The organism is Kribbella sp. NPDC058245 (genome assembly GCF_042882005.1).
In the GTDB taxonomy this organism is placed as follows: Bacteria; Actinomycetota; Actinomycetes; order Propionibacteriales; family Kribbellaceae; genus Kribbella.
Genome location: NZ_JBHVWY010000010.1, coordinates 97,269 through 113,861, shown reverse-complemented (window position 1 = coordinate 113,861; position 16,593 = coordinate 97,269). Strand labels below are relative to the sequence as shown.

The window sequence follows — 16,593 nt, the reverse complement described above, 5'->3', positions numbered from 1 at the left end:
CGGACTCCTCTCAGTGGTAGACGCGGACGTAGTCGACGAGCATCCGGGACGGGAACGGCGTGGCAGCGTTCGGCGGACCGGGGAAGTCGCCGCCCACAGCCAGGTTCAGGATCAGGTAGAACGGGTGGTCATAGATCCACGGCCCGCGTGTCGCTTCGAGTTGAGCCTTGTCGACCGTGAACACCGTGGTGCCGTCGACCTGGTAAGTGATGCCGGTGGAGTTCCAGAGCATCGTCCAGGTGTGGAAGTCGTCGGCGAAGTCCGCACCACCCGGTAGGCCGTACGAACCGCCGTACCCGCCGGCGCCGTTGTAGGCCGGGGCGTGCAGCGTCGAGTAGCCCTTGGTGGTCTCGCGGCCGAGGATCTCCATGATGTCGATCTCGCCGTTGTACGGCCATGGCCGGCCGGTGAGGAAGTCGCTCCCCATCATCCAGAACGCGGGCCACAGACCATTGCCCTTCGGCACCTTGATCCGCGCCTCGACCTTGCCGTACGTCGTGTCGAACTTCGTGCCGGTGTTGATCCGGCCCGACGTGTACTGGCACGTCCCCTTACCGCTGACGGGGTCGATCGGGCACGCCGTACCGGGGGTTTCCTGACGACGGGCCTCGATCACCAGATGGCCTTGACCGTCGGTCTGGATGTTGTCGTTGTTGGTGTAGACCTGCAGCTCGTTGTTCTGGCCGATGCCGGGGTCGGCGCGCCACTTCGCCGCGTCCGGCTTGGCGCCGGCCGGGGTGTCGAAGTTGTCCTGCCAGATCAGCTGCGGCGGGTTCGCCGGATCGGCCGGCGGGGTCGGCGGCGTGTTCGGCGCTCCCCCGGTGCCGTAGACCTGGAACTCCCACAGCGAATACCCGTACGGCGAGTTGCGCTGCGTACCGTACATCCGGACGTAGCGGCCGCTGCCGGACACGGTCAGCGTCTGCTTGAAGCCGGGGCCGGTGGTGGTCGAGTAGATCGTGGTCCAGTTGGTCGCGTCGTTGGAAACCTGCAGCTGGTAGGACTTCGCCGAGGCCGGATCCCATTGCAGGACGACCTTGTCGATCTGCGCGGTCGCACCGAGGTCGACGTAGATCCATCCCGGGTCGACCCAGCCGGAGTCGGTCGCGGTCGCCCAGCGGCTGGCCGGGTCGAGGTCGAACGCGCGGGCCGGCGTGCACTCGAAGCAGTTGCCGTCACTCTGCTGCGTGGATGCGAAGCCCGGCTTGTTGTAGGACAGCAGACCGGAGCTGAGGCCAGGGCCGGTACCACCAGCGCCGAAGACCTTGAACTCCCACAGCGAGTAACCCCACTGCGTCGCTCGCTGCGTGCCCACCAGGCGGACGTAGCGACCGGTACCACTGACGTTGAGAGTTTGGTTGCCTCCGGCACCATTCGTGGTGGTGTTGACGGTCGTCCAGTTGGACGCGTCGGCGGAGATCTGGATCTGGAAAGCGGTCGCGTACGCCGCCTCCCAGGAGAGCTGCACCTGGCTGATGGTGGCCGAGGTACCGAGGTCGACCTGCAGCCACTGCGGGTCGCCGAACGCACTCGACCAGCGGGTGCCGGGGTCGCCGTCGACGGCCGAGGCGGCGCCGAAGACGACGTTCTCGGAGGAGGAGGCGGTGGCGGTCTTGCCTTGGGACAGCAGTACGTCGGCGGCGCGCGCGGGGAGCGCGACGAGAGTGCCGATCAGGAGGGAGAGAGCGGCGAGGGCAGCCGCAATTCTGGGTCGGATTCTGGAGCGGGTTCTGGGGCGGGTGAGATGTGGCATGGGCGTCTCCGGGGGCAGTCGGATGATGCACATCAGGGGCACTTCAGGGAACGTTCCCTGAGAGGGAGACTGTGCCCGTGAGGGAACGGTGTCAAGGGTTGACAGGTTCCGGAACCGTGCCATCCTCAGACAATGAGACGGCCGACCTTGCATGCCGTGGCGGCCCGGGCCGGGGTGTCGAAGTCGAGCGTGTCCCGCGTCATCAACGGGGAGCCGACGGTCGCGCCCGCGATCCGGGACATCGTCATGGCCGCGGTGGCCGAGCTCGGCTACGTCCCGAACGGCGCCGCCCGCAACCTGGTCACCCAGCGAACCAACACGATCGCGATCATCGTCTCCGATCCCCCGGCCGGTCTCGTCTCCGACGACCCGATGTTCGCGATGGTCGTCCGCGCCGCGAGCCGCGAGCTGGAGCGCGCGGGCAAGCAGGTCTCCCTGATGCTGGCCGGCTCCGACGAGAGCCGCCTCCGAGTCGAGAAGTCGCTCGCGGCCGGTCACGTCGACGGCGCGATCCTGGTCTCGATGGACGGTTCCGACCCACTCCCCGCCGTACTGTCGCGGACCGGCCTCCCGATCGTCTCGCACGGCCGCCTCGCCACCCCCGGCCTGATGCCATGGGTCGACAACGACAACCACGGCGGCGCCACCCAGGCCGTCCAGCACCTACTCGCCCAAGGCCGGCGCCGGATCGCCACCATCTCCGGTCCGCTCGACATGACCGCCGCGCAGGAGCGACTAGCGGCGTACCGGGAAGCCCTCAAGGACACCGGCCGACGCTCGATCGTTGCCCTCGGCGACTTCACCCGCATCTCCGGCGCCGAGTCGATGCGCCAGCTCCTCGACGACGACCCCGACCTGGACGCCGTCTTCGCCGCCAACGACCTGATGGCGATCGGCGCCCTCCGCACCCTGCGCCAAGCCGGCCGCCGCGTCCCCGACGACGTCGCCGTCATCGGCTTCGACGACATCGAAGCCGCCCTCTACACCTCCCCCGCCCTCACCACCATCCGCTCCCCCATGACCGACCAAGCAGTCCACACCACCCAGCTCCTCCTCAACCTCCTCACCCAAGGCACCGCCGATCCAGTCACCCTCCCCACCCAACTGGTCATCCGCGAATCAGCCTGACGCCTTTGTGGAAACTTCTTGTCGTGGAGCGCACATTTTGTTCCACAGACCTCGCGAATCGACAGTTGTCCACAGGGCCTCCGGCGGGAGTGCGCGAAATCCGTCACGCTTGAGCGATGGATTGGTGGTGGCAGCGTCAGCTTGAGGACGACGGGATCGACGCGCTGATCCACAACCAGGGCCGGATCGTTGCGCGGGCCCAACTGCGGGCTGCCGGGTGGTCCGATCCGCGGATCAGCCGCGGGCTACGCAACCGCCGCTGGCAAGCTGTTCACCCCGGCGTCTATGCGACGCATACCGGTCCCGTCGGGTACGACGAACGTCGCCTCGCCGCACTCCTGTACGCCGGCCCCGAAGCCGCGTGGAGTCACTACACCGCCGCCGAGCAACTCGGACTGCTGAAACCCGACACCAGCCGGCCCATCTACATCGCCATCCCGAAGCGACGCAGGGTCAAGCCGCAGCCCGGAATCGTCATCTATCGCGACGAGCATTGGGCCAGTCGCCGGGCCACAGTCGTTCCGCCTCGCCGCAAGCCCGCGGACGCCGTACTGGATATCGTCGGTCTTGCCCACTCGACGGACGAGGCCGCTGCGACGATCGCGCAAGCTTGCCAGACCGGCCGGGTGAGCCCTGCGCAGATCCTGCGGGCGTTGACCGACCGTTCCCGTCTTCGGCACCGGCATGCACTGCTCCCGATCCTGAACGACGTTGCCGCCGGTTCGCACTCGTTACTCGAACTTCGGTATCTGCAAGACGTCGAGCGTCGGCACGGCTTGCCGACGGGGCGGCGGCAACGCGCGGTGGACGACGGGTTCACGCTGGCGGTCGAGCTGGACGGTCGTCTCCACCTCGTTCCGCGTCAGCGCTGGCGAGACCTCGACAGGGACAACCGGGCGACACTCCGGGCCGAAGCAACCCTTCGCTACGGCTGGTTCGACATCACCAACCGGCCGTGCGAGGCCGCCGTACAGGCTCTCCAGATCCTCCGCCGCACCAAGCCCGTCCCCACCGCCAAGCCCTGCGGCCCTTCGTGCCCGGTGCGCTAACCCTTATGTGGAACTTCCTTGTCGCGGAACGCACATTTTGTTCCACACAGACGGCTCATGCTGGGCCGAGGCAGTCGGAGGCGGCGGATATGGCGGCGGCTCGGAGTTGGTCCAGGGGTTCGTTGTCGAACATGACGGCGGAGTCGGAGAGGCCGCCTAGGGCGACCATGGCGCGGACTTTGGCGTCGAGAGTGGGGGCGGGGCCGATGAGGAGTTCGGTGAGGCGGGCTCGCCATTGCAGGAAGCGGCTGGCGAGTTCTAGTTCGGTGAGGACCGCGAGGTCGCGGATGACGATCTGGATCAGCCAGCGGTGCTTGTGGGCGAGGTCGAAGTACGACGTCAGCAGATCGTGCGGGGCGACCGGGGCGGCGGCTTCCTGGGCGGCGACGTAGGCGTCGAAGTCGTCGATGAGCGGCTGGACGAGACTGCGCAGGAGGTCCTCGCGGGAGGCGAAGTGGTAGTAGAGCGCGGGCTTGGTGACGCCGAGGCGCTCGGCGATGTCGCGCAGGCTGGTCTGCTGCACGCCACGCTCGGCGAACAGCTCGACCGCGACCTGCTGGATCCGGGCCTTCGGGTCGTCCGTGCGCAGTCTCGGCATAACCCCTAGCGTAACTGACCTTCCGTTCAGTAAGCTGCTTACCTTCCGTTAAGTAAACAGGGGGGCAGACCATGAGAGTTCTGATCTCCGGCGCCAGTGTGGCCGGGCCGGTGCTCGCCTACTGGCTGGACCGGTACAGGTTCGCGACGACCGTCGTCGAGCGCACGCCGGCGCTGCGGCACGGGCTCGGCGGGCATGCCGTCGACCTGTTCGGGCACGCGGCGGACGTCGTACAGCAGATGGGTTTGTTGGACGAGATCGTCGCCGCCCGGACGATGATCGAGGAGCTGACGATCGAGCGCACCGGCGGCCGTCCGGTGCACGTCGACCTCAGACGCCTGTACGCCGGGATGTCGGATCAGCACGTGGAGATCCTCCGCGGCGAGCTGACCCGGATCCTGTCCGCCGCCACCGCCAAAGCAACGAACTACCTCTTCGACGACTCGATCACCAGCCTCACCGATGACGGCGCCGGGGTCGACGTGACGTTCGAGCACGCGAAGCCGCAACGGTTCGACCTGGTGATCGGCGCCGACGGCATGCACTCGAATGTGCGCCGGCTGACCTTCGGACCCGAGGAGTCGATGCGACGCCACCTCGGGGGTTATCTGGCCGTCTATTCAACGCCGGATCTCGGCACCGGCATGGTCACGCATCAGTCGGTCAATCGGCTCGTCGCCACGTACGGCGTCCGCCAGACCGGGCAGTCCCGCGCGGCCTTCATGTTCCGGACCGCGGCCGAGCTCGAGTACGACTACCGCGACAAAACACAACAGAAACGCTTATTGGCAAGGGAGTTTCATGACTACGGCTGGCGCGTACCGCAACTGCTCGAGCACCTCGAGGCCGCCGACGACTTCTACTTCGACGCCATCGCCCAGATCACCCTCGACACCTGGCAGCGCGGCCGGATCGGCCTCGTCGGTGACGCCGGCTACTGCCCCGCTCCCGCCGTTGGCGGCGGAACCAGCCTCGCTATCGCTACGGCGTACATCCTCGCCGGCGAGCTCGCCACGAACGGTCCGGCTGGATTGCGCAGCTACGAGACGAAGGTCCGGCAGATGGTCGATCGGAGCCGGGCAATCGGCCCGAAGGTGATGGGCTCGATCATCCCGGGAGGACCGGCCGCACTCCGGCTGATCCCGCTGGCCGCGGCCGTCGTACCGAGATTGCCGACTCCGATCCAGCGGTTCATCTGGTCGCAGAACGCGGTCGGCAAGGCGCTCGGCTCCACTCCGCTGCCTGATTACTCTAGGCAGCTTCAGGGATCAGGCCGCGCTCGATGAAGACCTTCTTGGCGGCGAACGTGGCGTTGAGCGCGCGCGGCATTCCGCAGTAGACGGACGCGTGCAGCAAAGCCTCGACGATCTCTGAGCGAGTGAGACCGACGTTCAGTGAGGCGTTGACGTGGACGTCGAGCTGCGGTTCGCAGCCGCCGAGGGCGGTCAGGATGCCGAGCGTGACGAGCTGGCGGTCGCGCGGGGTGAGCTCGGTGCGCGTGTACATCTGGCCGAAGGCCCAGGCGACGACCTGGTGGCCGAGTTCCGGTGAGACGTCGGCCAGGGCGTCGATCACGCGCTGGCCGCTCTTGCCATCAACGGCGTCCAGGACGGTCATGCCGTGGTCGAACTGCTGCTGGCGAGTGGTGGCGTTGTTGGTCATACGAAGATCATGGTCGCGGATCGAGTAGCCTTCAAGGCAGTCTTAGGCTCACTCGACATGCCCGGAAGGCATAGATGGAACTGCGTTTACTCTCGTACGTCGTTGCCGTGGCTGATGCCGGTTCGGTCGCCCAGGCCGCCGATGCGCTCCACATCACCCAGCCCACGTTGAGCCGGCAATTGCGTGACCTGGAGCGTCGGCTCGGCGCCAAGCTCTTCACCCGCGAGAACCGCCGGACCGTACCGACGGCTGCGGGCGCAGCGCTCGTCGAGCGATCCAGAGTCCTACTGGCCAACGCAGCCGCCGCCGAGCAGCAGGTCCGCGACATCGCCGCCGGTCGCCGCGGCCGACTCAGGCTGACCTTCGCCGGCTCCGGCATCAACGGCCCGCTGGCAGGCGCGCTCGCCGCCTTCCGCGCGGCCCTCCCTGACGTCACCCTCGGCCTGGACGAGAGTTTCAACGACGCCGCGATGTCATCCGCCGTACTCGATGGGGAGGCCGACATCGCCGTCCAGCGGCTCCCCACCGCCGACGTACAGCTCGTCACTCGCTTGTGGTGGCACGAGCCGATGACCGCCTTCCTCCCGGCCGGCCACGCGCTGGCCAAGTCCACCGGCGAACTCCAGCCCGCCGAGCTCGGCCAGGTACCGCTGGTGATCTGGCCGCGGGAGGAGTCATCGCAGTCCTACGACGAGATCATGACGATCTTCCGGACCGCCGACGCGACCCCGGTGCTCGGCGCCGAGGCACGCACCGTGCAGACCCTGCTCGCCCTCGCCTCGGCGGGGTTCGGCGCCGCGATCCTGGCCGACTCCTTCCGCGCGCTCGGCCGGTACGGCGTCGTACCGCGAACGATCCAGGGCACGTCGACACGCATGTACCTGGTCTGGCGCCGCGACAACCCCAATCCGCTAGTTGAGCAATTCCTTGAGGTAGCTAGTTCAGGATCTCCCGCAAACCCAGTCCAGTAAGGCGATCCCGGAGCCACTGCAACTCCCCCACGATCCGCTTCGCGAGCTGCGCCCGGGTCCGCGGCTGGCGCGTCCACGTATAGGTCTCCGACTCCAGATGGTGCGTCATCGGATGCCCGCCGCCGACCAACCGATTCAGACACTCATCCAGTACGGCGGTAGTCGCGGTCAGCGGCGGAGGCGGCGGCTCATGGGCAGCAATGTGCGCATGCATCCGCCAGCAGGCGTGACCGGACAACTGGTAGGCCAGATCGACGTCGTCGACGCCAGGCCCACACCACTCGCGCACCTGCCGCAGAAACTTCGGATCGCTCAGGCCGCTCAGCACCTGCCGACCCAATCCATCAGATGGGTCGACCAACTGCGGCGCCACCGACAACTGACCCTTCACCACATCCACACCAGCACGCCAGAGCGTTTCGAACGCCGGCGCAGGCTCCTCGAACTGGACCGCGAGATGGCACGTGTCCAGCCCGAGCCCGATCCGCGACTTACCGGCGTCCGGACTGACGTACTTACTCAGCCAGCCCGCCGCCTGCCCGACCATCTCCAGCACGCATCCAGGCTCGGGTTCGACCGCGATCCGGATCCGACGGCCGGTACGGCGTTCAGTCCGGTCGAGGTGGAATTCCAGCCGATCGAAAGCCACCCGCGTCGCCTCGTTGCGCTGCTTCGACCACGGCTCACGCCAGGCCAACGGCAGCGTCGAGATCGACCCGTACGACGCGTCCGGCGGCATCAGCTCCGCCAGGATGTCGACCAGGTCGACCGTGTAGCGAAGGCGCTCGATGTCGGTCCAGTCCGGGCAGTAGACCTTGGACCCGACGACCTTGTCGACGAACGCCGAGTGGGCGACGCCGTTCAGCGAAACGACCTCCAACTGCTGCTTGGCCAGCGCCCGCTGCAGCTTGCGCAGCGCGACCGGCGAGTTGGCCAGCCGGTCCGCGAGCGGACTCACCAGCCACAGCCCGATGCCGAGCGTCGGCACGCCGAGCTCGGCCCGGGCGACGCCCGCGCAGCCGTCCAGCCACTTGATCAGCTCATCCAGGTCGGTGGCAGGCAGAACAGTGGCGGAGTACCCCAGATGGACGGTCGATCCGTCCCGATGGCGGAATCTCATCAGCGCTCCTCACCCCGTATGACTGTCCTGAGTCAGGAGGTCGGCTAAGGCCGAACCCAGGACATTGGCCACAGAAGGTAGTCATTGGCGGACTCTCCGTGACCTAATTGCACTGTAGGAGGCTGGGCCGCCTGGGGGAAGGGCTGATTTTCAGTTGTTGTCAGTTGTTGCTGTCACGGTTGCTGGGCGCTGACCAGGTCCCGGCTGCGGTCGGCCACCGCGAGGGCGGCCAGCGTCGTGGTGAGCGGTACGGCGGCGATGATCCCGAGGCTGCCGACCAGGCCGCGCACGACCTCCATCGCGACCATCTCGGTCGACAGCACGTACTGCCCGGGCAGCCCCTGGATCGCGAAGGTGATCAGCACCGGCATCGCAGCACCGGCGTACGCGAGAACCAGCGTATTCACGACCGAGGCGACGTGAGTCCGGCCGATCCGGAGCCCGGCGCTGATCAGTTCAGCGCGGGACGCGGACGGATTGGCGGCCGACAACTCCCAGACCGCGGCAGCCTGGGTGACCGTGACATCGTCGAGCACACCCAGCGCACCGATCACCATGCCGGCGACCAGTAGCCCGGTCAGGCTCAGGTTCGGCGCGAACTGCTTGGCCGCCGACGCACCATCCGACGCGAGCCCGGTCAGCTGACAGAACTTGGTGAAGAACCACCCCAGGACGACGGTCATCCCGAGCGCGGCGATCGTCCCGGACAACGCGATCGAACTCTCGGCGTTGATCCCATGGGTCAGGAAGAGCGCTATCGCCATGATCACCGTGCCGCCGACCACCGCCACCAGCAGCGGATTCGAACCCTTCAGGATCGCCGGCAGGATGAACTGCGTCAGCATCACCGCGGTCACCGCCAGCGCGATCAGCGCCGCGAAACCCCTCCACCGGGACAGCGCGACCACCGCGGCCGCGAACACCAGGGCCAGGATCAACAACGGCTTGGTGCGGTCATGATCGACGTACTGATAGCGACTGGCGATGTCCTTCGCGTCGCTCTGGACGCCGAGCATGAGCGACTGACCGACCTCGACCGCGATCGGGACCTTGCCCGCCTGCGGCACCTGGACCGGCGCTTCCTTGCCCTTGTCCGGGCCGGTCGACAACTTGATCGTGGCGAGATCGCACTGGTCGCGCTTGTCCGGACAGGGCGCGAGCTTGATGACCTCACCGCGGGCCGTTTCCGTCTGGTACGACGCGACCTTCACGCCGCCGCCCGGCCACATCACGATCATCGCGATCACCGCGGCCGTGATGAGCGGCGCGAGGACTGCCGCGACCACGATCCGGACCCGGCGGGCGACGATCGCGTCCTGGTCCACGACCGAGGTGTCGACGACGTGATCGCCATGGCCGTGACCATGCCCGTGGCCGTGTCCTGACGGGGTTTCGAGGGTACGTCGACGGGTCCCCCGGCGTTCGGCGCGGCGGCGCCCCACGGGTCGGCTGCTCATCGGTTGAACTCCCTGTTTTGACAATCATCTCCACTTAAATGAAAATGATTGTCATGAGATCTAGTGCTCGCGCTGTCGTTGCCGGTGCCGCCGTCCTGGCGGCCGTCGCCCTGGCCGGATGCGGCGGGTCGCCGTCCGCCGGTGGCTCCGGTGGCAAGCTCGACGTCGTGGCTTCGTTCTACCCGCTCGAGTTCATCGCCCGCACAGTGGGGGGTGACGCGGTCAATGTCACCACACTGACCGCACCGGGTGTGGAACCGCACGATCTCGAGCTGACGCCGAAGCAGGTCGGCCAGATCGCGACCGCGAAGCTGGTCGTCTACGAGAAGAGCCTGCAGCCGGCCGTCGACGAGGCCGTCGAGCAGAACGCGAAGGACGCCGGGTTCGACGTCGCTCCGGCTGCTCAGCTGGAGGCCACCGGCGCGGACTTCGAGGAGCACGAGGAGGGCGCGATCAAGCCGGCCTCGCACACCGACGGCGCGCTCGACCCGCACTTCTGGCTCGACCCGATCCGCTACACCGCGGTCGTGAACGCGGTCACCGACAAGCTGGCCGCGGCCGACAGCGCCAACGCGGACGGCTACAAGGCCCGCGCCAAGACGCTGCTGGGTGAGCTCGGCAAGCTCGACACCGAGTACAAGACCGGGCTGGCGAACTGCAAACTGAAGACGTTCGTGACGAGTCACGAGGCGTTCGCCTACCTCGCGAAGCGGTACGGTCTGACGATGGTCGGGATCGCCGGATTCACCCCGGATGCCGAGCCGACCCCGACCCGCATCGAGGAGGTGCAGAAGATCGTGAAGTCGCAGCACGTCACCACGATCTTCTACGAGGAGCTGGTCAGCCCGAAGGTGGCCGAGACGATCGCGCGCGACGTCGGCGTCAAGACCGCCGTACTGAGCCCGATCGAGGGCCTGTCGGACGCCAACTCCTCCGAGACCTACCTGAGCCTGATGCGGGAGAACCTCCAAGAGCTCCGGAAGGCGAACTCCTGCGCGTGACAGCACCCAAGAACGCGGAACCAGACACCGCCGCGAAAGCCGTCCAGGTCACCGATCTCTCGGTCGACCTGGGCGGCCGCCTGGTGTTGCGGGGCGTCGATCTCCAGATCCGCCAGGGCGAGGTGGTCGCCGTACTGGGGACCAACGGCTCCGGCAAGTCCACCCTGATCAAGACCGTCGTCGGTCTGCTGCCGGCTGCGCGTGGAGAGGTCCGGTTGTTCGGTACGCCGGTCCCCCGGTTCCGCGCGTGGAAGCGGATCGGATACGTACCGCAGCGGATCACCGCAGCGGGCGGCGTACCGGCGACGGTGTATGAAGTGGTGTCGTCCGGGCTGTTGTCGCGGCGGCGGTTGTTCGCGCCGCTGAGCGCAGCCGGGAAGGATGCGATCGAGGACGCGCTGCGGGTCGTGGACATGGCCGACCGGCGCAAGGACGCGGTCGCCGAGCTGTCCGGTGGTCAGCAGCAGCGCGTGCTGATCGCGCGCGCTCTGGTCTCCGATCCCGAGCTGCTCATCCTCGACGAGCCGACGGCCGGGGTCGACCTGGCCAGTCAGGCGATCTTCGCCGACGCGATCCGCGAACGGGTCAAGCGCGGCACGACCGTGGTGATGGTCAGCCACGACCTCGGCCCGATGGACGCGTTGATCGACCGCTCGGTCATCCTGCGCCGCGGCCGGATCGTGTACGACGGTCCCCCGCACGCCTCGCAGACCAGCGCCCACGTCCATCATTCGCACAGTGACGACGAACCAGGCTGGCTGACCTCATGACTATGTTCCAGCTGGAGTTCATGCAGCGCGCGTTGATCGCGGGCCTGCTGACCGGGCTGTCCGCGCCGGCCATCGGCACGTACCTGGTGCAGCGACGGCTGTCGCTGATGGGTGACGGGATCGGCCACATCGCGATCACCGGTGTCGCTCTGGGGCTGCTGACCGGTACGGCGCCGGTGCTGACCGCGATCATCGTTTCGATCGTCGGTGCGACCGCGATCGAGTTCGTCCGCGCCCGCGGGAAGGCGTCCGGCGATGTGGCGCTCGCGCTGCTCTTCTACGGCGGTATCGCGGGCGGTGTGTTGCTGATCGGCCTAGCTGGTCAAGGCGCCGCCACCCTGAACACCTATCTGTTCGGCTCACTCACCACCGTCTCCACCAGCGACCTGTACGTCGTTGTCGGGCTGGCCGTGACTGTCCTGGTGATCGCGATCGGGCTGGGGCCGCAGCTGTTCGCGGTGTGTCAGGACGAGGAGTTCGCCCGAGTCACCGGGCTGCGGGTCCAGCTGCTGAACCTGCTGATCGCCGTGATGGCTGCGGTAACGGTGACCGTGGCGATGCGGACTGTCGGTCTACTGCTGGTCAGCGCGCTGATGGTGGTACCGGTGGCGACCGCACAACAGATCACGCGGTCCTTCCGCAGTACGTTCGTGACCGCGTGCGCGATCGGTGTGACCGCGTGTCTGGCGGGCATCATCACGTCGTACAACGCGAACGTCGCTCCGGGAGCGACCATCGTCGTACTGGCGCTGGCCGGGTTCGTGGTGGCCGCGACCATCGGGACCCTGCTGCGGCGCCGCTCCGGCCGCATTGCACCCCTCGACGACGAAGAGCCGGAGGTCGGCGTACCGGGTCCGTTGCCGCACGTCGTCAGCGCTGGGCACCCGCACGCGCACGGCGAGGAGTGCAGTCACAAGAAGGTCGAACACGGTGACCACGTCGACTACGTCCACGACGGACACCTGCACGCCGCGCACGGAGACCACTGGGATGAGCACTAGTGGCACGCTGCGATCACTGGGATGAGCACTGATTTGCTGAGTTCTGAGACAATTGCTGGCGTTGCCGCGGAAAAGCCGGTGAGGACAGGAGGAACGGTGGCTATCGGAACACGCTCGACCCGTCAGCGCGCTGCGGTCGCTTTGGCGCTCGACACGCTGGACGACTTCCGGACTGCCCAGGAGATCCACGCGCAGCTCCGCACGGACGGGGAGGCCGTCGGGCTCACCACCGTGTACCGGACACTGCAGGCGCTGGCCGATTCCCGCGAGGTCGACGTCCTGCGGACGGCCGACGGAGAGACGGCGTACCGGCGTTGCTCGAAGGGTCACCATCACCACCTGGTCTGCCGCAGCTGCGGGCGGACCGTCGAGGTCGAAGGACCGGCCGTCGAGCGCTGGGCGGACAAGGTCGCGGCCGAGCACGGCTACGCCGACATCAGCCACACCCTGGAGATCTTCGGCACCTGCTCCGACTGCCAGAAGGTGACCTGACCCACTGGGTTGATAAGCTGTCCGCAGTAAGCCTTCCGTACCGGACGATTCCGGCGGGAGGCTTTTCTGCGTTCCGAGCCTGCTGAGGAGAGCTATGAGTGACCTGGTGGTACGGCGCTTTGATGCCGACGACCGAGTGGTGATGGAGCGGCTGTATCTGATGTTCCGGCACGACCTGTCGGAGTTCCAAGGGCAGTTGCCGGCTGCCGACGGGAGCTACCGGAGCGACTGGTTGGAGTCGGCGCTGACCGGGGACCCGGAGTGGGCGGGGTACATCTTCCACAGTGGTGAACACCCAGTGGGGTACTGCCTGATGCGCGCACTGCAGCAGCCGGTGCGGGTGCTGAACAGCTTCTTTATCGTGCGTCCGATGCGCCGCGGCGGACACGGGCTGCGCGCGGTCCAAGACGTGCTTGCGCACCACCCGGGTCCGTGCGAGGTCGCGTTTCAGGACAACAACGAGACCGCGGTGAGCTTCTGGCGTCGAGTCGCCGAGGCGATGTCAGGCGATGCGTGGACCGAGGAACACCGACCGATCAAGGGCCGGCCCGACGCACCGCCGGACACCTGGATCAGCTTTACGGTTTAGAAGAGAACGACCGACCGGAGCACATCGCCGTGGTGCATCTTGGTGAAGGCGGCTTCGACGTCTTCGAGGGCGATAGTTTCGGAGACGAAGCGGTCGAGCGGTAGCCGGCCTTGCAGGTGCAGGTCGATCAGCAGCGGGAAATCGCGGCTCGGCAGGCAGTCGCCGTACCAGCTGGACTTGAGCGAACCGCCGCGGCCGAAGAAGTCGAGCAGCGGCATGTCGAGGCGCATGTCCGGCGTCGGTACGCCGACGAGGACGACCGTGCCGGCCAGGTCGCGGCCGTAGAACGCCTGCTTCCAGGTCTCGGGGCGGCCGACGGCATCGATCACCACGTCGGCGCCGAACCCACCGGTCAGCTCCTGGATCGCCTCGACCACACCGTCGTGGTCCAGGCCCTTGGAGTTGATCGCGTGGGTCGCGCCGAGCTCCCGGGCCGTCGCGAGCTTGCGCTCGTCGAGGTCGATCGCGATCACCCTCGCGGCCCCGGCCAACCGCGCGCCGACGACGGCCGCCGTACCGACTCCGCCGGAACCGATCACGGCGACGGTGTCACCGCGGCCGACATTCCCGGTGTTGATGGCGGCGCCGAGGCCGGCCATCACGCCGCAGCCGAGCAACCCCGCGACCTCGGCCTTGGCGGCCGGGTCCACCTTGGTGCATTGACCGGCGGCGACCAGGGTCTTCTCGGCGAAGGCGCCGATGCCGAGCGCGGGACTCAGCTCGGTGCCGTCCTTGAGCGCCATCTTCTGCTTGGCGTTGTGGGTGTTGAAGCAGTACCAGGGGCGACCGCGCAGGCAGGCGCGGCAGCTGCCGCAGACCGCCCGCCAGTTCAGTACGACGAAGTCGCCGGGCTGCACGTCAGTGACGCCGTCGCCGACACTCTCGACGATCCCGGCCGCCTCATGCCCGAGCAGGAAGGGAAAGTCGTCGTTGATGCCGCCTTCGCGATAGTGCAGGTCGGTATGGCAGACCCCGCACGCCTGGATCTGCACCACCGCCTCCCCTGGACCGGGATCCGGGATGGTGATCTCTTCGATCGTCACCGGCGCACCCTTGGCCGCCGCCACCACACCACGCACCGTCTGTCCCATGCCCCGACGCTAACCGCCGGACCCCGTCCCCGTCAGCACCTCCGGGCGTGGCGACTTTTCCGCATCGTGTCCACCGGTCGGGGGACAGAGGGTCCGCCGGGTGACGCTCCCTGGGACCCGGGTCCGGCCGCGAGAGTTGAGGCATGGAGACAGAGAAGGCTGTGAGGGTGCGGGGGCTGGTGAAGCGGTACCCGGACAAGGTGGCGGTGGCGGGTGTCGATCTGGACATCTTCCGCGGTGAGGTGTTCGCACTGCTGGGGCCCAACGGGGCGGGCAAGACGACGAGCGTGGAGATTCTGGAGGGGTATCGCCACGCCGACGAAGGTGAGATCGACGTATTGGGGAGCGACCCGGCCAGGGCCGACCGGCACTGGCGGGCGCGGATCGGGATCGTGGCGCAGTCCTCACGGGACGAGGCCGAACTGACGGTCGCCGAGCTGATCCACCACTTCGCCGGGTACTACCCGTCGCCGCGTGACCCCGACGAGGTGATCGCCTCGGTCGGGCTGGAGGAGAAGCGCAAGACGCGGACCCGGAAGCTGTCCGGCGGTCAGCGCCGCCGGCTCGACGTCGCGCTCGGCGTGATCGGGAACCCGGAACTGCTGTTCCTGGACGAGCCGACCACCGGGTTCGACCCCGAGGCGCGGCGGCAGTTCTGGACGCTGATCCGGAACCTGCGCACCGAGGGCACCACGATCCTGCTCACCACCCACTACCTGGACGAGGCCGAGGAGCTGGCCGACCGGGTCGGCGTCATCACCGACGGCAAGATGCTCGAGGTCGCGACGCCGGACACGCTCGGCGGCCGCGGCGCCCGGACGGCCCGCGTCTCCTGGCTGGCCTCGGACGGCCCGCGCGAGATCCGCACCGACACCCCGACCGCCGAGGTCGCCCGGCTCCTTGCGCAGTACGGCGGTGAGGTCCCGGAGCTGCAGGTCCGTCGGCCCAGCCTGGAAGACATCTACCTGGAACTGATCGGCAAGGCCGACGCGGCCGCCGAACTGGAAGGAGCCGTTCGATGAGCACCCCCACGGTGACGCTGCCGTCGACGATCAAGGTCGGGCTGTCCCGGACCAAGCTCGAGGTGAAGGAATTCTTCCGCGAGCGCGAGGCACTGATCTTCACGTTCTTCTTCCCGATCATCTTCCTCGGCATCTTCTCCGCCGTCTTCGGCGGCTCGAACTTCGGCGGCGGGGTCACCGCGGCCACCTACTTCACCCCCGGAATGATTGCCTCCGGCATCTTCTTGTCCAGCTTCCAGTCGCTGGCGATCTCGATCGCGATCGAGCGCGACCAGGACCTGCTGAAGCGGCTCCGCGGTACGCCGATGTCCCCGCAGTCGTACTTCGCCGGGAAGATCGGGCTGGTCCTGACCACCTCGATCCTCCAGTTCGCGCTGCTCCTGCTGATCGCCGGTCTCGTGCTCGACGTCGCCATCCCGACCGAGCCGGAGAAGTGGCTGCGGTTCCTCTGGATCTTCGTCCTCGGTACGGCGTCCGGCTCCGTCCTCGGAATCGCGTTCTCCGTCGTACCGAAGTCGGGGAAGGCCGCATCGGCGGTCGTCACGCCGGTCGTCCTGCTGCTGCAGTTCATGTCCGGGGTCTACTTCGTCTACAGCGACCTGCCGAGCTGGATGCGGACGATCGCGTCGGTCTTCCCGCTGAAGTGGCTGGCCCAGGGCATGCGGTCGGTGTTCCTGCCGGACAACTTCGTGACCACCGAGCCAGGCGGCTCCTGGCAGCTCGGGACCGGGGCGATCGTGCTCAGCGTCTGGCTGGTCGTCGGCCTGGTCATCGCCCAGCGAGTGTTCCGCTGGACCCGCCGGGACGCGGGCTGATCCTGTGCCCACCGATAGGGGGCTCCCCGGTACGGCACCGGCCACCGCTGAGCGCCGTACCGGACCCGCTTCTC

17 protein-coding genes are annotated in these 16,593 nt (G+C 67.7%); 11 read left to right on the top strand and 6 right to left on the bottom strand.

Annotated elements, in window-relative coordinates:
• Nucleotides 1-10: 10 nt before the first annotated feature.
• Nucleotides 11-1,753: a discoidin domain-containing protein gene (locus ACFVWG_RS23495; protein WP_391545514.1), complete on the bottom strand. Its 1,743-nt coding sequence runs from the start codon at nucleotides 1,751-1,753 to the stop codon at nucleotides 11-13.
• Between the two features lie 132 nt (nucleotides 1,754-1,885).
• Between ACFVWG_RS23495 and ACFVWG_RS23490 the strand changes: the two genes are divergently transcribed.
• Together ACFVWG_RS23490 and ACFVWG_RS23485 are read left to right on the top strand one after the other, a co-directional pair.
• The gene (locus ACFVWG_RS23490; RefSeq protein ID WP_391545513.1) at nucleotides 1,886-2,881 is read left to right on the top strand and encodes a LacI family DNA-binding transcriptional regulator; all 996 of its coding nucleotides are present in this window, start codon (nucleotides 1,886-1,888) and stop codon (nucleotides 2,879-2,881) included.
• Between the two features lie 116 nt (nucleotides 2,882-2,997).
• A complete protein-coding gene (locus ACFVWG_RS23485) occupies nucleotides 2,998-3,930 on the top strand; it encodes a hypothetical protein (protein ID WP_391545512.1) in 933 nt (310 codons plus the stop codon).
• 55 nt (nucleotides 3,931-3,985) lie between these two features.
• Here the strand turns inward: ACFVWG_RS23485 and ACFVWG_RS23480 are convergent, their stop codons facing one another.
• Nucleotides 3,986-4,528 (bottom strand): TetR/AcrR family transcriptional regulator, encoded by a 543-nt coding sequence (locus ACFVWG_RS23480; RefSeq protein ID WP_391545511.1) that lies wholly within the window; start codon nucleotides 4,526-4,528, stop codon nucleotides 3,986-3,988.
• Nucleotides 4,529-4,599: 71 nt separating this feature from the next.
• Between ACFVWG_RS23480 and ACFVWG_RS23475 the strand changes: the two genes are divergently transcribed.
• Nucleotides 4,600-5,814 carry an FAD-dependent monooxygenase gene (locus tag ACFVWG_RS23475; protein WP_391545510.1) on the top strand — a complete coding sequence of 405 codons (1,215 nt, stop codon included), beginning with the start codon at nucleotides 4,600-4,602 and terminating at the stop codon, nucleotides 5,812-5,814.
• On the opposite strand, the gene ACFVWG_RS23470 is transcribed toward ACFVWG_RS23475, so the two are convergent.
• Nucleotides 5,780-6,190 (bottom strand): carboxymuconolactone decarboxylase family protein, encoded by a 411-nt coding sequence (locus ACFVWG_RS23470; RefSeq protein ID WP_391545509.1) that lies wholly within the window; start codon nucleotides 6,188-6,190, stop codon nucleotides 5,780-5,782. The genes ACFVWG_RS23475 and ACFVWG_RS23470 overlap by 35 nt on opposite strands.
• Nucleotides 6,191-6,264: 74 nt before the next feature.
• Between ACFVWG_RS23470 and ACFVWG_RS23465 the strand changes: the two genes are divergently transcribed.
• Entirely contained in the window at nucleotides 6,265-7,161 is an 897-nt protein-coding gene (locus tag ACFVWG_RS23465) for a LysR family transcriptional regulator (RefSeq protein ID WP_391545508.1), read from the top strand.
• Here the strand turns inward: ACFVWG_RS23465 and eboE are convergent.
• Nucleotides 7,127-8,281 carry a metabolite traffic protein EboE gene (gene eboE / locus ACFVWG_RS23460; RefSeq protein WP_391545507.1) on the bottom strand — a complete coding sequence of 385 codons (1,155 nt, stop codon included), beginning with the start codon at nucleotides 8,279-8,281 and terminating at the stop codon, nucleotides 7,127-7,129. The genes ACFVWG_RS23465 and eboE overlap by 35 nt on opposite strands.
• 173 nt (nucleotides 8,282-8,454) lie before the next feature.
• Entirely contained in the window at nucleotides 8,455-9,738 is a 1,284-nt protein-coding gene (locus ACFVWG_RS23455; protein WP_391545506.1) for a YibE/F family protein, read from the bottom strand.
• 53 nt (nucleotides 9,739-9,791) lie between these two features.
• On the opposite strand from ACFVWG_RS23455, the gene ACFVWG_RS23450 reads away from it, so the two are divergent.
• The 5 genes from ACFVWG_RS23450 to ACFVWG_RS23430 all read left to right on the top strand — a co-directional run bounded on the left by ACFVWG_RS23450 (nucleotide 9,792) and on the right by ACFVWG_RS23430 (nucleotide 13,591).
• Nucleotides 9,792-10,739 carry a metal ABC transporter substrate-binding protein gene (locus ACFVWG_RS23450; RefSeq protein ID WP_391545505.1) on the top strand — a complete coding sequence of 316 codons (948 nt, stop codon included), beginning with the start codon at nucleotides 9,792-9,794 and terminating at the stop codon, nucleotides 10,737-10,739.
• The gene (locus ACFVWG_RS23445) at nucleotides 10,736-11,509 is read left to right on the top strand and encodes a metal ABC transporter ATP-binding protein (RefSeq protein ID WP_391545504.1); all 774 of its coding nucleotides are present in this window, start codon (nucleotides 10,736-10,738) and stop codon (nucleotides 11,507-11,509) included. The genes ACFVWG_RS23450 and ACFVWG_RS23445 overlap by 4 nt, the downstream gene beginning before the upstream one ends.
• Entirely contained in the window at nucleotides 11,506-12,510 is a 1,005-nt protein-coding gene (locus tag ACFVWG_RS23440; protein ID WP_391545503.1) for a metal ABC transporter permease, read from the top strand. Before ACFVWG_RS23445 ends, ACFVWG_RS23440 begins: the two co-directional genes overlap by 4 nt.
• A gap of 96 nt (nucleotides 12,511-12,606) precedes the next feature.
• Nucleotides 12,607-13,002 carry a Fur family transcriptional regulator gene (locus tag ACFVWG_RS23435; RefSeq protein WP_391545502.1) on the top strand — a complete coding sequence of 132 codons (396 nt, stop codon included), beginning with the start codon at nucleotides 12,607-12,609 and terminating at the stop codon, nucleotides 13,000-13,002.
• 94 nt (nucleotides 13,003-13,096) lie between these two features.
• Entirely contained in the window at nucleotides 13,097-13,591 is a 495-nt protein-coding gene (locus tag ACFVWG_RS23430) for a GNAT family N-acetyltransferase (protein WP_391545501.1), read from the top strand.
• On the opposite strand, the gene ACFVWG_RS23425 is transcribed toward ACFVWG_RS23430, so the two are convergent.
• Nucleotides 13,588-14,682 carry an S-(hydroxymethyl)mycothiol dehydrogenase gene (locus tag ACFVWG_RS23425; RefSeq protein ID WP_391545499.1) on the bottom strand — a complete coding sequence of 365 codons (1,095 nt, stop codon included), beginning with the start codon at nucleotides 14,680-14,682 and terminating at the stop codon, nucleotides 13,588-13,590. The genes ACFVWG_RS23430 and ACFVWG_RS23425 overlap by 4 nt on opposite strands.
• Before the next feature lie 143 nt (nucleotides 14,683-14,825).
• Here ACFVWG_RS23425 and ACFVWG_RS23420 point away from each other — a divergent pair, with 143 nt between their 5' ends.
• Both ACFVWG_RS23420 and ACFVWG_RS23415 read left to right on the top strand, forming a co-directional pair.
• Nucleotides 14,826-15,704 carry an ABC transporter ATP-binding protein gene (locus ACFVWG_RS23420; protein WP_391545498.1) on the top strand — a complete coding sequence of 293 codons (879 nt, stop codon included), beginning with the start codon at nucleotides 14,826-14,828 and terminating at the stop codon, nucleotides 15,702-15,704.
• On the top strand, nucleotides 15,701-16,519 hold the full coding sequence (locus ACFVWG_RS23415; RefSeq protein WP_391545497.1) for an ABC transporter permease: 819 nt from the start codon (nucleotides 15,701-15,703) through the stop codon (nucleotides 16,517-16,519). Before ACFVWG_RS23420 ends, ACFVWG_RS23415 begins: the two co-directional genes overlap by 4 nt.
• The last annotated feature ends 74 nt before the right edge of the window (nucleotides 16,520-16,593 follow it).

What these genes read in the sequence shown, in the direction of transcription:
- ACFVWG_RS23480 (WP_391545511.1), bottom strand. Translation starts at nt 4,528, where the DNA reads ATGCCGAGACTGCGCACGGACGACCCGAAGGCCCGGATCCAGCAGGTC.
- ACFVWG_RS23490 (WP_391545513.1), top strand. Translation starts at nt 1,886, where the DNA reads ATGAGACGGCCGACCTTGCATGCCGTGGCGGCCCGGGCCGGGGTGTCG.
- ACFVWG_RS23420 (WP_391545498.1), top strand. Translation starts at nt 14,826, where the DNA reads ATGGAGACAGAGAAGGCTGTGAGGGTGCGGGGGCTGGTGAAGCGGTAC.
- eboE (WP_391545507.1), bottom strand. Translation starts at nt 8,281, where the DNA reads ATGAGATTCCGCCATCGGGACGGATCGACCGTCCATCTGGGGTACTCC.
- ACFVWG_RS23465 (WP_391545508.1), top strand. Translation starts at nt 6,265, where the DNA reads ATGGAACTGCGTTTACTCTCGTACGTCGTTGCCGTGGCTGATGCCGGT.
- ACFVWG_RS23455 (WP_391545506.1), bottom strand. Translation starts at nt 9,738, where the DNA reads ATGAGCAGCCGACCCGTGGGGCGCCGCCGCGCCGAACGCCGGGGGACC.
- ACFVWG_RS23485 (WP_391545512.1), top strand. Translation starts at nt 2,998, where the DNA reads ATGGATTGGTGGTGGCAGCGTCAGCTTGAGGACGACGGGATCGACGCG.
- ACFVWG_RS23450 (WP_391545505.1), top strand. Translation starts at nt 9,792, where the DNA reads ATGAGATCTAGTGCTCGCGCTGTCGTTGCCGGTGCCGCCGTCCTGGCG.
- ACFVWG_RS23430 (WP_391545501.1), top strand. Translation starts at nt 13,097, where the DNA reads ATGAGTGACCTGGTGGTACGGCGCTTTGATGCCGACGACCGAGTGGTG.
- ACFVWG_RS23440 (WP_391545503.1), top strand. Translation starts at nt 11,506, where the DNA reads ATGACTATGTTCCAGCTGGAGTTCATGCAGCGCGCGTTGATCGCGGGC.
- ACFVWG_RS23415 (WP_391545497.1), top strand. Translation starts at nt 15,701, where the DNA reads ATGAGCACCCCCACGGTGACGCTGCCGTCGACGATCAAGGTCGGGCTG.
- ACFVWG_RS23470 (WP_391545509.1), bottom strand. Translation starts at nt 6,190, where the DNA reads ATGACCAACAACGCCACCACTCGCCAGCAGCAGTTCGACCACGGCATG.
- ACFVWG_RS23425 (WP_391545499.1), bottom strand. Translation starts at nt 14,682, where the DNA reads ATGGGACAGACGGTGCGTGGTGTGGTGGCGGCGGCCAAGGGTGCGCCG.
- ACFVWG_RS23475 (WP_391545510.1), top strand. Translation starts at nt 4,600, where the DNA reads ATGAGAGTTCTGATCTCCGGCGCCAGTGTGGCCGGGCCGGTGCTCGCC.
- ACFVWG_RS23495 (WP_391545514.1), bottom strand. Translation starts at nt 1,753, where the DNA reads ATGCCACATCTCACCCGCCCCAGAACCCGCTCCAGAATCCGACCCAGA.